Annotated in this window: 10 protein-coding genes and 1 pseudogene; 7 read left to right on the plus strand and 4 right to left on the minus strand. The window is 75.1% G+C overall.

Going from position 1 to position 14872, the window contains the following annotated elements:
- Both AB0L29_RS33345 and AB0L29_RS33350 read left to right on the plus strand, forming a co-directional pair.
- Positions 1-92: pseudogene (locus AB0L29_RS33345) on the plus strand (siderophore-interacting protein); the annotation flags it as partial.
- A 90-nt stretch (positions 93-182) separates the two neighbouring features.
- Positions 183-647 (plus strand): SSI family serine proteinase inhibitor, encoded by a 465-nt coding sequence (locus AB0L29_RS33350; protein WP_365832725.1) that lies wholly within the window; start codon positions 183-185, stop codon positions 645-647.
- Positions 648-662: 15 nt separating this feature from the next.
- Here AB0L29_RS33350 and AB0L29_RS33355 read toward each other — a convergent pair whose 3' ends face one another.
- The 3 genes from AB0L29_RS33355 to glgX form a co-directional block, all read right to left on the minus strand.
- Positions 663-1913, minus strand: coding sequence for a M14 family zinc carboxypeptidase (locus tag AB0L29_RS33355; protein ID WP_365832727.1), 1251 nt, complete (start codon positions 1911-1913; stop codon positions 663-665).
- 153 nt (positions 1914-2066) lie between these two features.
- Complete coding sequence (gene treY, locus AB0L29_RS33360; protein WP_365832729.1) at positions 2067-4436, minus strand: malto-oligosyltrehalose synthase; 2370 nt, start codon at positions 4434-4436, stop codon at positions 2067-2069.
- Between the two features lie 160 nt (positions 4437-4596).
- On the minus strand, positions 4597-6735 hold the full coding sequence (gene glgX / locus AB0L29_RS33365) for a glycogen debranching protein GlgX (protein WP_365832732.1): 2139 nt from the start codon (positions 6733-6735) through the stop codon (positions 4597-4599).
- 1628 nt (positions 6736-8363) lie between these two features.
- On the opposite strand from glgX, the gene AB0L29_RS33370 reads away from it, so the two are divergent.
- Both AB0L29_RS33370 and AB0L29_RS33375 read left to right on the plus strand, forming a co-directional pair.
- A complete protein-coding gene (locus AB0L29_RS33370; protein ID WP_365832734.1) occupies positions 8364-9602 on the plus strand; it encodes an SAV2148 family HEPN domain-containing protein in 1239 nt (412 codons plus the stop codon).
- A 120-nt stretch (positions 9603-9722) separates the two neighbouring features.
- On the plus strand, positions 9723-10445 hold the full coding sequence (locus AB0L29_RS33375; RefSeq protein ID WP_365832736.1) for a 3'-5' exonuclease: 723 nt from the start codon (positions 9723-9725) through the stop codon (positions 10443-10445).
- Between the two features lie 239 nt (positions 10446-10684).
- On the opposite strand, the gene AB0L29_RS33380 is transcribed toward AB0L29_RS33375, so the two are convergent.
- A complete protein-coding gene (locus tag AB0L29_RS33380) occupies positions 10685-11548 on the minus strand; it encodes an aminoglycoside phosphotransferase family protein (RefSeq protein ID WP_365832738.1) in 864 nt (287 codons plus the stop codon).
- 181 nt (positions 11549-11729) lie between these two features.
- Between AB0L29_RS33380 and AB0L29_RS33385 the strand changes: the two genes are divergently transcribed.
- Genes AB0L29_RS33385 through AB0L29_RS33395 form a run of 3 tightly spaced genes read left to right on the plus strand, consistent with a single transcriptional unit; the run spans position 11730 to position 14775 of the window.
- Positions 11730-12668 (plus strand): sugar ABC transporter permease, encoded by a 939-nt coding sequence (locus AB0L29_RS33385; protein WP_365832740.1) that lies wholly within the window; start codon positions 11730-11732, stop codon positions 12666-12668.
- On the plus strand, positions 12665-13498 hold the full coding sequence (locus AB0L29_RS33390) for a carbohydrate ABC transporter permease (RefSeq protein ID WP_365832742.1): 834 nt from the start codon (positions 12665-12667) through the stop codon (positions 13496-13498). The genes AB0L29_RS33385 and AB0L29_RS33390 overlap by 4 nt, the downstream gene beginning before the upstream one ends.
- Positions 13498-14775, plus strand: coding sequence for an extracellular solute-binding protein (locus AB0L29_RS33395; protein ID WP_365832745.1), 1278 nt, complete (start codon positions 13498-13500; stop codon positions 14773-14775). Before AB0L29_RS33390 ends, AB0L29_RS33395 begins: the two co-directional genes overlap by 1 nt.
- Positions 14776-14872 lie beyond the last annotated feature (97 nt).

Here is a 14872-nt window from a genome sequence, read left to right on the forward strand (position 1 = left end):
ACGAGATCGACATCGACTTCGCGCTGCACGGCGTGGAGCCGGGCTCCGGCACCCTGGCCGGTCCCGCCTCCCGGTGGGCCGCCGGGGCCGCCGCCTTCGAACCGGCGGCGCGGCACGCGCGCGTGCTCCCGTTCGGGTGAGCCGGGGTGGTGTTCCGGGCCCGCCGTGCCGATGCAGAGGGAATGACGTACACCTCAGCGAAAGCCGTACGCGGCGGTCTGCTCGCGGCAGCCGCCCTCCTCGTCGCCGGCGCCGTCCCCGCGCAGGCGACCGCCCAGGAAGCCGTCCCGGACGGCCGGTCCGCGCGGACGACCGCCTCGGGGGCCGTTCCGGACAACTGGCTCTACCTCACGGTCACCCCCGGCGAGGCCCCCTCCGACCTCGGCCGGGGCACCCTGCTGCTGTGCGACCCGCCCGAGGGCCACGCCCGGGCGGCCGCCGCGTGCGCGCAGCTCGACGCGGCGGACGGTGACATCGACGGCATCCCCGCCAAGGACGTCTCCTGCCCCATGCTGTACGCGCCGGTGACCGTGCAGGCGCGCGGGGAGTGGCGGGGACGGCCCCTCGCGTACACCCGGACGTACCCGAACGTGTGTGTGATGGCGGCGCGGACGGGGGAGGTGTTCGCACCGGTCGCCGCCACCTGACCCGGGACCGGGCGCTCAGGACGCTCCCGGACGCGCGTGGAGCGCCGCCGCGACGACCGTGCGGGACTGGTGCTCGACCTGGTGCTCCAAGGGCACCCAGCGGGCACGGAAGCGTTCCGCGAAGGCGTCGCTCCACAGGGCGACGAGCCATTCCAGACGGGCCGCCGCGGGGTCGCCGTTCTGCTCCAGCACCCGTCGCAGCATGGCCGCCACCCGCAGCGGCACCCGGCGCACGAACGCGTCGACGCTGCCGACGTACGCGCGCGTGCCGTCCGCGGGCGGGGTGTGGAGCAGGTCGGCGGCCAGCCCCGGCACCAGCTCCATGCCCCAGACGGCGGCCCGCAGCAGCGGGCCGTCGACGCCCTCCAGCCGGGGCAGCGCGTCCTCGAAGACCCGCCGCACCTCCCGCGTGTCCCGCAGCAGCCGGCGGGCCAGGCGCCGGATCGCCGCGGCCGGGTCCGGGTGCGGCGTGGGGTCGTCCACCAGGTCGCTCGCCCACATGGGCACCTCCACCACCGCGGTCAGGCCGCCGTACCGGTGGGCGTGGTACCAGGTGCTGTGACGGACGTCGTCCGGCAGGCTCGGGTAGGCCGGCCCGGCCCCGGGCGCGGGCATCACGTGCACCCCGGGCCCGGCCGCGGGCCAGCCCGCCGCGTCCGAGGCGCCCGTCTCCACCGGGATGTGCAGTTCGGCCGCGGACTTGGCGAACGGCTCGGCGAGGCCGGGCACGTCCCTGGTCAGCTGCACCCAGCTGCCGCCCAGGTCGGTGCCGTGCAGGGACACCTGGAGGTAGGGGTGCAGTTCGTCGATCACCCCGGTCAGGGCCCGGGTCTCGGGCGGCAGCCGGTCGGGCGGCAGCACGGACGGCGCCCATTCCGGCTGCTCCGGGCCCGCGGGACGGAAGAAGCCCAGGTGGTAGTCGAACAGGCTGCGCGGCGACGGCGTCACGTGCAGGCTCGCCCCGTCGGGGTCCGCGCACAGCAGGAAGTGCCAGGACACGCCGTCGCGCAGCCCGGGCCGGGCCAGCACCCGTTCGGCGACCGCGAGGAGCGTGCAGGCGCCGGTCGGCTCGTTGGCGTGGGCTCCGGCGACCACCAGCACGGCGCGCCGGGCGCGCCCCACCGACAGCAGGTGCAGGGGCCGGCCCGCGCGGGAGGAGCCCACCTGCCGCAACGTGCACGCGCCGGGCCGCCGGGCGGACAACGCCCGGGCGCGGGAGACCACTTCGGCCACCGTCGGGTAGCGCAGCTCCGGCAGGAGACTCACCCCCGTCACATCCGCCCGGCATCGCACAGCGCAGTAGCCCATGGCCGGGGTGCCGTGTCAAGGGCGCGGCCGGGCAGACCCCCGGGGCGGCCAGGGGCGTCTACCGCCGGTACCGGCCGGACCGGCGCGGCCCGCCGCCCCGGGGTCCCGGGATCACTCCCGGCCGTTCTCGCCGGCCCGCTCCAGCAGGGCCACCGGCAGGCGCCCGAACAGCTCCTCCAGGCGCACGCGGCCCGTGAACTCGCGTCCCGGTTCCAGTACGTCGGTCCACCGCCCGGGCGGCAGCGGCAGCCGGGTCTCCCGCCAGCCGCCCGCCTCCGCCAGCCGCAGCGACAGCCGTGTGACGGCGGTGAGCACCTCCCCGGAGCGCACGAACGCCACGCAGTGCGCCGCCGCCAGCCCCTCGGCGGCCAGCGGCGCGTAGGCCGCCGTGCCGCCGAAGGCGCCGGGCCGCCGGGCGCGCAGCCGGAGCGCCGCCCGGGTCACCGCGTCCTTGTCGCCCGGCGCGGCGGGCGGGAAGCGCACGCCGCGCCGGTTGTCCGGGTCCACCAGCGCCCGGTACTCGCCCTCCGTGCCCTGGTAGACGTCCGGGACGCCCGGCATCGTCAGGTGCACCAGCGCCGTACCCAGGACGTTCGCCCGGATGTGCGGCTCCAGGGAGTCCCGCAGGGCGGTCACCCGCCCACCCGGCGCCCCGCACGGGCCCTGCGCCACGAACCGCGCCACCGCCTCCTCGTACGACGGCTCCTGCTCCGTCCAGCTCGTGTACAGCCCCGCCTCGCGCACGTGCTTCAGCAGGGCTCCCCGGAGCCGCTCCCCGTCCGCCGTCCCGAGTCCGAACAGCGTCTGCCAGGCCGCCCATGCCAGCTGCGCGTCCGGCAGGTCCCCGTCCTCGCCGGCGCGGGGCACGTCCGCGAGGACGTCCGCCCAGCGGTCCGGGCACTCGGTGAGCACGTTCAGCGCCGCCCGCACGTCGGCGCTGCGCTTGGTGTCGTGCGTGGAGGCGACCGTCCCGGTCGCCGGCCAGTCGCGCTGCACGCGCGCGCAGTGGGCGTGGAACTCCTCCGGGGACACCGCGGGACTGCCCGGATCGCCGCCCACCTCGTTCGCCGACAGCAGCGGCACGTAGCGGTAGAACGCCGTGTCCTCCACCGATTTGGCGCGCAGCGCCGACGCGGTCTGCGCGAACCGCGTACGGAACTCGACCTGCTGCGGCCCGTCGCCGTACCGCCCGAGCAGCAGGTCCCGTACGACGTCCACCGCGCCGGCCTCCTCGGGGACGGCGAAGGCGAGCCGGGCCTCGGCCGCGGCCCGCTCCGTCAGCACGGACGCCGCGTCGACGGAGGCGTAGGGCCGGTAGACCTCCAGGCGGACCAGCAGCTCCTGCAGGGCGGTGCGCAGCGCCCAGGGCGCGCGGTCGCGCAGCGCGGGCTCCGGCGAGGTGGCGCACAGCCGGCTCGCCACCCGGGTCAGCCGGTCGACCTCGGCGGCCAGCTCGTGCGTGAGCACCTGGTGGGCGGCCCGCCGCGCGGTCGCCTCCCACTGCCCGCCCCGGTCCGCCTGCGGGGCCGCGAACCGCCGGTAGCGGTCCAGCAGGTCCCCGAACCCCGCCGGGTCCGTGAACAGCCCGTCGACGTGCCGCAGGGCGTCGTAGCCGGTGGTGCCCGCGACCGGCCAGGAGGCGGGCAGGTGCTCGCCGTCGGAGAGGATCTTCTCCACGACCGTCCAGCGCCCGCCGGTCGCCTCGTGCAGCCGTCGCAGGTAGGCGTCGGGGTCGGCGAGGCCGTCGGGGTGGTCGACCCGCAGCCCCTCGATCACGCCCTCGTGGAGCAGCCGCAGGACCGTGGCGTGGGTGGCCTCGAACACCTCCGGGTCCTCCACCCGCACCCCGATGAGCTCCGAGATGCTGAAGAAGCGCCGGTAGTTGAGTTCGGTGCGGGCCAGCCGCCACCACACCGGGCGGTACCACTGGGCGTCCAGGAGCTGGGGGAGCGGCAGGTCCTCGGTGCCCTCGCGCAGCGGGAAGGCGTGGTCGTGGTAGCGCAGGACACCGCCGTCGACGCGCAGCTCGCCGAGCACCTCGCCCAGCGGGCCGCCGAGCACCGGCAGCAGCACCTGGCCGCCCTGGGCCTCCCAGTCGATGTCGAACCACCGCGCGTACGGCGACTTCGGGCCCTCCCGCAGCACCTCCCACAGGGCGCGGTTGTGGCGCGGAACCATGGCCATGTGGTTCGGGACGATGTCCACCACCAGACCCAGGCCGTGCTCCCGCGCGGTGCGCGCCAGCGCCCGCAGGCCCTCCTCGCCGCCCAGCTCGCCGCGCACGCGCGCGTGGTCCACCACGTCGTAGCCGTGCAGCGAGCCCGGCACGGCCTCCAGGACGGGGGACAGGTGCAGGTGCGAGACGCCGAGCGAGGCCAGGTACGGCACGGCCGCCGCCGCGGCCGCGAAGGGGAAGTCGGGCTGCAGCTGGAGCCGGTAGGTGGCCGTGGGCACCGCCGGGGCAGGACGCTCAGGTGTCATGCAGACCTAGGTACCCGCCCCGCCGGTTTTCGTGTCATCACCCGTTCCGGGTGCGCCGCGCACCGCCCGTACGGGTGGCGTGCCGGCCGCCGCGGAGGCGGCCGGCACGCCGGGACGGCCGTCCCGCGCGTGCCCGCCGGGCACGCGCGCGCAGCCGGTGCTACACGGGCCGCTGCAGCACCACCAGGCTCCGGTCCGTCAGGGTCAGCCGGTTCCCGGCCTGCACCTTCGGGCCCGTGTCCGGCGGCACGCCGTCCGCGCGGGCCGTGTCCACCACGACCTGCCACTGCCTGCCGTGGTCGACCGGCACCACGAACTCCAGCGGCTTCGGCGAGGCGTTGAACATCAGCAGGAACGAGTCGTCGGTGATGCGTTCCCCGCGCGGGCCGGGTTCCGAGATCGCGTTGCCGTTGAGGAACACCGTCAGCGCCGAGGCCTGGGCCGAGTCCCAGTCCCGCTGGGTCATCTCCCGGCCCCCGGGAGTGAACCAGGCGATGTCGGACAGGTCGTCGTGCGTGCCCTCCACGGGCCGTCCGTGGAAGAAGCGGCGCCTGCGCAGGACCGGGTGGTCCCGGCGCAGCCACACCATCGCGCGCGTGAACGCCAGCAGCTGCCGGCGCACGTCGTCCCCGGCGTCCTCGTCGCCGGGGTCCTCGGGCCAGTCGACCCAGGAGATCTCGTTGTCCTGGCAGTAGGCGTTGTTGTTGCCGCGCTGGGTGCGGGCGAACTCGTCGCCGTGGCTGATCATCGGCACGCCCTGGGACAGCATCAGCGTCGCGATGAAGTTCCGCATCTGCCGCGCCCGCAGCTCCAGCACGTCCGGGTCGTCGGTCTCGCCCTCGGCGCCGCAGTTCCAGGACCGGTTGTGGCTCTCGCCGTCCCGGTTGTCCTCGCCGTTGGCCTCGTTGTGCTTCTCGTTGTACGCCACCAGGTCGTGCAGCGTGAAGCCGTCGTGGCAGGTCACGAAGTTGATCGAGGCCAGCGGGCGCCGCCCGTCGTCCTGGTACAGGTCGGAGGAGCCGGTCAGCCGGGAGGCGAACTCCGCCAGGGTGCGCGGCTCGCCCCGCCACAGGTCGCGCACGGTGTCCCGGTACTTGCCGTTCCACTCGGTCCACAGCGGCGGGAAGTTGCCCACCTGGTAGCCGCCCTCGCCCACGTCCCACGGCTCGGCGATCAGCTTCACCTGGGAGACCACCGGGTCCTGCTGGACCAGGTCGAAGAACGAGGACAGCCGGTCCACCTCGTGGAACTGCCGCGCCAGGGTCGCCGCCAGGTCGAAGCGGAACCCGTCGACGTGCATCTCGGTGACCCAGTACCGCAGCGAGTCCATGATCAGCTGGAGCACGTGCGGGGACCGCATGAGCAGGGAGTTCCCGGTCCCTGTCGTGTCCATGTAATACCGGGGGTCGTCCGTCAGCCGGTAGTAGCGGGGGTTGTCGATGCCCTTGAAGGACAGCGTCGGGCCGAGGTGGTTGCCCTCGGCGGTGTGGTTGTAGACCACGTCGAGGATCACCTCGATGCCGGCCTCGTGCAGCGCCTTGACCGCCGACTTGAACTCCAGCACCTGCTGCCCGCGGTCGCCCCAGGAGGCGTACGCGTTGTGCGGGGCGAAGAAGCCGATCGTGTTGTAGCCCCAGTAGTTGTTCAGGCCCATGTCGACCAGGCGGTGGTCGTTGACGAACTGGTGGACCGGCATCAGCTCCAGCGCCGTGACCCCGAGCTTCGTCAGGTGCTCGATGATCGCCGGGTGGGCGAGGGCCGCGTAGGTGCCGCGCAGCTCCTCCGGCAGTCCCGGGTGCCGCATCGTGAGGCCCTTGACGTGGGCCTCGTAGATCACCGTGTGGTGGTAGTCGATGCGCGGGAGCCGGTCGTCGCCCCAGTCGAAGTACGGGTTGACCACGACCGACGTCATCGTGTGCGGGGCCGAGTCCAGGTCGTTGCGCCGGTCGGGCGCGTCGAAGTGGTAGCCGTACACCTCCTCACCCCAGTCGATCGAACCGCTGATCGCACGCGCGTACGGGTCGAGCAGCAGTTTCGCGGAGTTGCACCGCAGCCCGCGCTCCGGGGCGTACGGCCCGTGCACCCGGAACCCGTACCGCTGTCCCGGCATGACGCCGGGCAGGTACGCGTGCCGGACGAACGCGTCGGACTCCCGCAGCTCGATCGCGGTCTCCGAGCCGTCGTCGTGCAGCAGACACAGCTCTACTCGGTCCGCGGCCTCCGTGAAGACCGCGAAGTTCGTGCCGGCGCCGTCGTACGTGGCGCCGAGTGGATATGCCTCTCCAGGCCAGACCTGCATGGATACGACTCTTTCAGGTGAGCGGCGCCGGTGGGGACGCCTTGACCCCGAGTCTCCCGGAAAGTGAAGGAACCACCTATGACTTACGCCCCTCTTACCGGTCGACCAGGGCATACGCGGTATACCGAATCAGTGGGACATACACATACGTCCGGGATATCCGGGGGGCGGGGGACGACGCGCGCACGACGGTGCACCGTCATCCGGGCGAGGTGGGCGGGTGCGACCGTCGTGCCGGCCGGGACCGCCGCGACGGCCGCGGTCACCCTGCCGGGCACGGCGGGATCCGGCGACACGGGGGCGGGGGCGGCCGGACCGCCGGCGAACGGGGCGCCCAGGGGCCCGGCGCCCCGGGACGCGACGGCGCGGCCACCGCGCCGGGCGCCGTCCGGGAGGGCGGCCGCACAGGGCGAGCGGGGCGCGGGCCGCGACCCGCTCACCGGCCACGCGAGGGAACGAGGGGAGAAGATCGACCTGAACCGGCGGATGGCCCGGGCGGGCGAGGACGTGGACGGGGGTCGCGGCCCGCGGCGGCCCGGCGCCGAGCTCGCCGCGCCGGAGGCCGCCGGACCCGGCCGTCCGGACGGGCCGCGCCGGGCCGCACCGGGCCGACGTGGCGTTCCACGACCACGCGGACCACACCCTCGTCACCAGGACGGCCGGCCTGGCGGCCGGGCAAGGCCGGGCGGCCCGGCACCCGGCGCGGCGTCCAGCCGCCGCCGAGCCGCGCCGAGCAGGCCGAGGACGCCCGGCCGCTGACCGCCGGCCCGCCGGGCGGGGGCCCGGGGGCGGACTGCCGGGAGCCCGCTCCGTCGGACCGGCTGCCGCCGTCCGCCGTGATCTGCCGGGCCGTCCCCGGCGTCCGGCCCGCCGTCCTCAGCCGGTGCGGCGGGGGCCCCCCCCCCCCGGGGGGGGCCCCCCGCCCGGGGGGGGCCCCCCCCCCCCCCCCCCGGCCCCCGGGGGCGCGCCGCGGCCCCCCGGGAGGGCCCGGCCCGCGAGGGGGGGCCGGACGCGGGGGACGGCCCGGCAGATCATGGCGGACGGCGGAAGCCGGTGCGGCGGGCACCGCCGCGCGCGGCGGTGCCCGAAGGCCGGGAACGGACCCCGCACCGACGCCCGGTCCCCGGCGGCCGGCCCGAGTGCCCGCAGAGTCGCCCGGCTCGCCGGCTGAGCGGCCCTGCGTCCGACTTTCCCGCCCGGACCTCCCGCGGAGGGGTCGTCCCGTGCGGACGGTCACCCGCGCAGCTGCGAGATCGTCCCCGGCACCACCACCGACTACCCCGGCCGCGGCCGCACCGGGCGCGGGCGCAGGCCGGCCGGCAAGCGGGCCGGCGGGCGGACCCTCGTCCACCCCGTGGTCCGGACGGGCGCCGGCTCCCGCCGCGTCGCCCGCGACGAGGGCCGGCAGCCGATGCCGGTCCACCGGCAGGGTTCCTCCCTCGTGCCGCGTGACGTCACCGCTATGAATCCGCTCACTCCGAAGGAGCCGGCGGGTCGGAACGGTCGTGTACGAGAAGGAAGTTGGGAAACGACCCTGTCCATCGGGCTGCACCGCGCACCGCTCGCGGAGTACCCTTCCTTGATCGTTGGGACGGTGGGTGCTCGGGGGAGCGGAAGGCGGTGCGCGGGTGGGCTCGGGAGGGCTGGAGCTGCCCCCTGGTGACGAGGGTCACGAGGGGAACTCCACAGACGTCCCGCCCGGCGCCGTGTCCCTGGCACGGCCGATGGACGCGGGCTCGATCGGCCCGGAACTGGACTGGGACGCCGACGCCTGGCGCGAGGTGCGCACCCGCGCCCAGCGGGCCGGCCGGGCCTACATCTGGCTGAACCTCGTCGAGCAGCGGCTGCGCGCGGTCGTGGCCGCCGTGCTGCGCCCGATCTACGAACCGGTGCACGGCGACGAGTGGGTCGTCGCCGCGGCCGGACCCGCCGGACAGGAATGGGTGCAGCGCGCGGTGGCGGTCCGCGAGGTCAGCCGCCGCAAGGGCTATCTGCTCGACCCGGCCGACGACAACGTCCTCAGCTTCCTCACCCTGCCGCAGCTGCGCGAGCTGATGGTGCAGCACTGGCCCTGCTTCGAGCCGTACTTCGACGACCGGCGCGACGTCGAACTCGCCCTGGACGAGCTGGAGGTCACCCGCAACGTCGTCTCCCGCAACCGGGCCCTGTCCGAGGCGGTCCTGAACCAGGCCGAGCGGGCCTCGGCGCGGCTGCTGGAGATGCTCGGCGCGGGCGGCGACGTGCCCTCGGCGCGCCGGCTGCCCGTCGACGCCGTCGAGGACCTGGTCGGCGACCGGTACGCCGACGTCGTCGCCGTCCACCCGGACCGGGTCCGGCTGCTGCGCCAGTTCCCGGCCGAGGACATCTTCGGCGACGCCCGCCGCCTGGACGCCATCGGCATCGGCCTCAACCTGCTCGTGCAGAACTTCTCCGGCCGCCGCCTGCTGCGCCTGGCCGAGTCGGGCTGCCGGACGCGACTGCTGTTCCTGAACCCGGCCTCCAGTGCGGTCAAGCGGCGCGAACGCGAACTCGGCATCAAACGCGGGGAGCTCAGCCGCGCGGTCGAGATGAACATCCTGCACATGCGCCGGGTGCGGGCCGCGCTGCGCGACCCGGGCGCCTTCGAGATCCAGGTCTTCGACGAGACGCCCCGCTTCACGGCGTACCTCGTCGACGGCGACGGGGCCGACGGCATCGCGGTCGTGCAGAACTACCTGCGCCGGACGCGGGGGATGGAGGCGCCGGTGCTGGTCCTGCGCAACGGGGGCAAGGTCGTCAGGCCGGGCCAGGCCGACGAGGGCGGCCTGTTCCCCACCTACCGTGAAGAGTTCGAGGTGATGTGGGCGGATTCGCGGCCGGTTTCGTGAAGTGTCTCCCGCGGCGGAGTGGTTCCGGGGCCTGAGCGGAACGCGGTCCTGTGATTGTCAGTGGCTCGTGGGAGGGTGGAGACCACTGGGGGAACGCACCACCGAGAAGGGGGGCCGCCCATGGGCTGGCACCGGGAGCTGCTGATCGGCTTCGACCTGGAGACGACGGGGACCGATCCGCGCGAGGCGCGCATCGTCACGGGCGCCGTGATCGAGGTCAGGGCCGGTGAGCCGGGAGAACGCCGGGAATGGCTGGCCGACCCCGGCGTGCCCATCCCGGCGGACGCGGTGGCGGTGCACGGCATCAGCAACGAGCGGGCGGCCGCGCAGGGCCGGCCGGCCGACCAGGTCGCCGACGCCATCGCCGACGTCCTCACCACGTACTGGAAGGCGGAGGTTCCGGTCGTCGCCTACAACGCGGCCTTCGACCTGACGCTCCTGTCGGCCGAACTCCGGCGGTACGGCCTGCCGTCCCTGCGCGACCGCCTGGGCGGGGCGGACCCCGCCCCGGTCGTCGACCCCTACACGATCGACCGCTCCGTCGACCGCTACCGCCGCGGCAAGCGCAACCTCGAAGCGGTCTGCGCCGAGTACGGCATCGCCCTGGACTCCGCCCACGACGCCACGGCCGACGCGCTCGCCGCGGCCCGCCTGGCCTGCGCGATAGCCGGCCGCCACCCCAGGATCGCCTCCCTCGGGCCGGCGGAGCTGCACCGCCGCCAGATCGAGTGGCACGCCGAGTGGGCGGCGGACTTCCAGGCCTTCCTGCGCCGCAAGGGGGAGGCGGACGCGGTCGTCGACGGGGCGTGGCCGGTGCGGGAGCCGGCGGACCAGAGGATCTGACGGCGGACGCGACCCGGGGCGCCCGGCGGCCCCGCCCGCCGTGAAGCCGCCGGCCGGGTGGCCCGGGCGCCGGCGCCCCGCGGGAACCGGCTGCCGTCCGCCCCCGGCCGCCTCACGAGGGCCGACGGCGTCCGCGGCCGTGCCGACGGCCCGCGGCCCGGGGCATGGGCCATCCCACGGGCGGCGGTCCGCCCGAGGCGGCCGAGGGCCGGCCCCGGCCCCGCCCTTTCGCGCACCGCTCAGAACGGGTACCACCGCACCGTCTCGTCCCCCTCCCGCAGGGACGCCACGCGGCGCTCGAACTCGGCCAGCGCCTTGGGGTTGTCCGGGGCGTGCTGGGCCACCCACGCGCAGCTGGCCGTCTCACGGGCGCCGCGCAGCACCGAGCAGCCCTCCCAGGCCCGTACGTCCCAGCCGTACGCCTCCACGAAGGAGGCGTACGCCTCGTCGGAGAGCCCGTAGCGGTCGTGGGACAGCGCCATGACCACCAGGTCGTGCTCGCGCAGGTCGACGGAGAAGGTCTCCAGGTCGACCAGGACCGGTCCGTGCGGGCCGACGTGCACGTTGCGGGGCAGCGCGTCGCCGTGGATCGGGCCCGGCGGCAGACGGGGCGTCAGCGCGGCGGCGGCCGAGGCGAAACCGTCGCGGCGCTCACGCAGGTACGCCGCGTCCGCCGGGTCGATCGCGTCGCCCGCCAGGCGCAGCCAGCGCTCCACACCGCCCAGCAGATCGCGGGGCGGCAGCTCGACGGGGGGAGCGGGCAGCGCGTGCACGGCCCGCAGCAGTTCGGCCAGATCCCTGGGCCCGGCGGGCCGCACGGGATCGGGCAGCCGGTGCCACACGGTCACCGGGTGTCCCTCCACCAGCAGCGCCTCGGACCCGGCCGGCCGCACCGCCGACACGCCCGCCTCGGCGAGCCACCGCGCGACGGCCAGCTCACGGCGGGCCCGGTCCAGCAGTTCGGCGTCCCGGCCCACCTTGACCACCAGGTCACCGGCGGCGAACACCGCGTTCTCGCCGAGGGCGAGCAGGCGCGCCTCCCGCGCCGCGCCGGGCAGCACCCCCGCCGCGGCCAGTGCGTTCCGCGCCGCTGCCTCGTCCATCGTCCGCCTCCCTCACGTCGCGCTTGCCGCGCACACCCCGCCGGACGCCGCCGCGATCCGGCCATTCGACGGCCAGTGTCGCATCCGTACAGGTCGGAGGGTGTGCGCGGTGCCTTGACGGCGCCCGTCGGCTTCACGACCATGACGGGGCCCGTCCGAGCCGTGCGAAGGGGCTGGTTCCGTGACATCGCTGACCGGGAGGAGACGGTCGGCGTACCGCGCGCCGGGGCGGAGCCGGCCGCGGCGCACCGGCACCGGCCACGGAGCCTGGTTCCTCGTCCTGCCCGCCCTGATCCCCGTCCTCGTCCTGAGCGTCGGACCGCTGCTGTACGGCGTCCTGCTGGCCTTCACCGACGCCCAGTCCGGCCGCACCGAGCCCACCCGGTGGATCGGCGGCCTCAACTTCCGGGACCTGCTGCACGACACGCTGTTCTGGGAGTCGTTCCGGATCGGGCTGGTGTGGGCGCTCGGGGTGACCGTCCCGCAGTTCCTGCTCGCGCTGGGCCTCGCCCTGCTGCTCGACCAGGACCTGCGGCTGCGCTGGCTGGCCCGGGCGCTGGCGATCGTCCCCTGGGCCATGCCCGAGGTCGTGGTCGGCATCATGTGGCGGCTCGTCTACCACCCGGACGCGGGCGTCCTCAACGAAACCCTGCGCGACCTCGGCCTCGGCGGCGGGCGCGACTGGCTCAGCGGCCTGGCCACCGCCCTGCCCGCGGTGATCGCCGTCGGCGTCTGGGCGGGCATGCCCCAGACGACGGTCGTGCTGCTGGCCGGGCTGCAGAACACCCCGCGCGAACTGCACGAGGCGGCCGCCGTCGACGGCGCGGGAGCCTGGCGCCGCTTCCGCACGGTCACCTGGCCCGCCCTCCGCCCCGTCGCGGCGGCCATCACCGCGCTCAACCTGATCTGGAACTTCAACTCCTTCGCCCTGGTGTACGTGCTGACCGGCGGCGGCCCCGGCGGCCGCACCCGGCTGCCCATGCTGTTCGCCTACGAGGAGGCGTTCCGCTACGGGCAGTTCGGCTACGCGGCCGCGATGGGCTGCGTCATGGTCGCCGTGCTCTCCGTCCTGCTCGCCGTCTTCCTGGCCGGCCGTCTGAGAGGGGGTGACGAACGGTGAGGACCACACGCGCGGCCCGCGCCGGGCAGTACGCGGCCCTGCTCGCCTATCTCGTCTTCCTCGCCTTCCCGTTCCTCTGGCTGCTCTCCACCGCGTTCAAGCCGCCGCGCGAACTGGGCAGCCTGCATCCGGCCTGGATCCCCGGGGACCCGACCCTGGACAACTTCCGGCAGGCCTTCGACCAGCAGCCGCTGCCGCGCGCCGCCCTCAACTCCGTGCTGGCCGCGCTGGGGGCGGCGGTGATCGCCGTGCTGATCGCGACCCCGGCGGCCTACGTCATGGCCCGGCACCGCACGCCGCTCACCCGGGCGGCGACGGGATGGGTGGTGGCCGGCCAGGCGTTCCCGTTCGTGCTCCTGGTCATCCCGCTCTTCCTCGTCCTGAAGAACCTGCGGATGATCGATTCCCTGCCCGGCCTGGTCCTGGTGTACGTCGTGTGGGCCCTGCCGTTCGCGCTGTGGATGCTCACCGGGTACGTGCGGGCCGTCCCGGCCGAACTGGAGGAGGCCGCGGCGGTCGACGGGGCCGGGCGGCTGCGGACCCTGGTGTCGGTGACCGCGCCGCTGCTCGCGCCGGGGATCGTGGCGACCGCGCTGTTCGCCTTCGTCACCGCGTGGAACGAGTTCTTCTTCGCCCTGGTGCTGCTGAAGACGCCCGGGAAGCAGACCCTGCCGGTGGTGCTCACCCACTTCATCGGTGCCGAGGGCGCCGCCGACCTCGGGCCGCTGGCGGCGGCCGCGTTCCTGGCGACGCTGCCCTCGCTCGTCGTCTTCGCGGTCCTCCAGCGGCGGATCACGGGCGGCGTGCTCGCCGGGGCGGTGAAGAGCTGATGCGCGGCGCGGTCGCGGCCGCCGTCGTCGCCGTCCTGCTGCTGGCGGGCTGCTCGCCGGGCGGCACGCGCGACGACGGCCGGATCACCCTGCGCTTCCAGTCCCTGGCCTGGCAGGAGGAGTCGGTCGAGGTCACCAGGGAGCTGGTGGCGCAGTGGAACGCCGCGCACCCGGACATCCGCGTGGAGTACGTCCAGGGCAGCTGGGACAGCGTCCACGACCAGCTCCTGACCTCCTTCGAGGGCGGCGAGGCACCCGACGTCATCCACGACGCCTCCGACGACCTCGCGGACTTCGCCTACGGCGGCCACCTCGCCGATCTCACCGACCTCCTGCCCGAGCGGCTCAAGTCCGACATCCCCCCGCGCAGTTGGGAGACGACCACCTTCGGGGACGGCGTCTACGGCGTGCCCTTCCTCCAGGAGCCGCGCGTGCTGATCGCCGACGCGGCCCGGCTGGAACGGGCGCGGGTGCGGATCCCGACCCCCGAACGGCCCTGGACGTGGCCCGAGTTCCGGCAGGTGACGAAACGGCTGAGTGGGAAGGGCAGGTACGGGATCGCCTGGCCGTTGAAGGATCCCGTCTCCGCCACGCTCAACCTGTCGCTGTCGACGGGCGGCCGGCTCTTCCACCGGGGCGCGGACGGGAAGGTGAGCGTCCGCTTCGAGGCCGGCGACGAGGTGGTCCCGCGGACGATCCGCGACCAGGTCGGCACCGACCGCAGCGCGTCGCCCTCGACCCTGGGCAGCGGCGGCTCGGACACCCTGCCCGGTCTCTTCGGCGGCCGGTACGCGATGGTCCCGCTCGGCTTCTCCTACCGCCAGCAGGTCGTGCAGCAGGCCCCGGAGGGCTTCGCCTGGCAGGTCCTGCCCGCCCCGGCCGGCGCCGGCGGGCTCACCCAGGGCGTCAGCCCGCAGACGCTGTCCGTCGCCGCGGACTGCCCGCACAAGAGGGAGGCCGCCGCCTTCCTCGACTTCCTGCTCCGGCCCGGCAACATGGTCCGTCTCGCCCTCGGCGACTGGATGCTGCCCACCGGCACGCGGGCCCTGAAGGACCCGGCCCTGCGCACGGCCGAGCACGGCTGGGCCACCGGCGCCGCCCTCGCCGCCCACCTGCGCCCGGCGCCCGCGCAGACCGTGCGGGGCTACCCCGAGTGGAAGGACAAGGTGGCCACGCCCGCCCTGCAGGAGTACTACAGCGGGGCGATCGGACCGGGCGAACTGCGCAGGAGACTGGAGAAGGACGGGAACCTGGTGCTCGCCCGCTACCAGCGCTGAGACCCGCCCCGGGCGGAAAACCCGTTGCCCGCCCGGGGCGGCCCCGCCTACCGTCCCTCCCGTGGGAGCCTTCAACGCGATCTTCGTCTCCGGTCAC

The sequence above is a fragment of the Streptomyces sp. NPDC052701 genome, from assembly GCF_040678355.1.
In the GTDB taxonomy this organism is placed as follows: domain Bacteria; phylum Actinomycetota; class Actinomycetes; order Streptomycetales; family Streptomycetaceae; genus Streptomyces.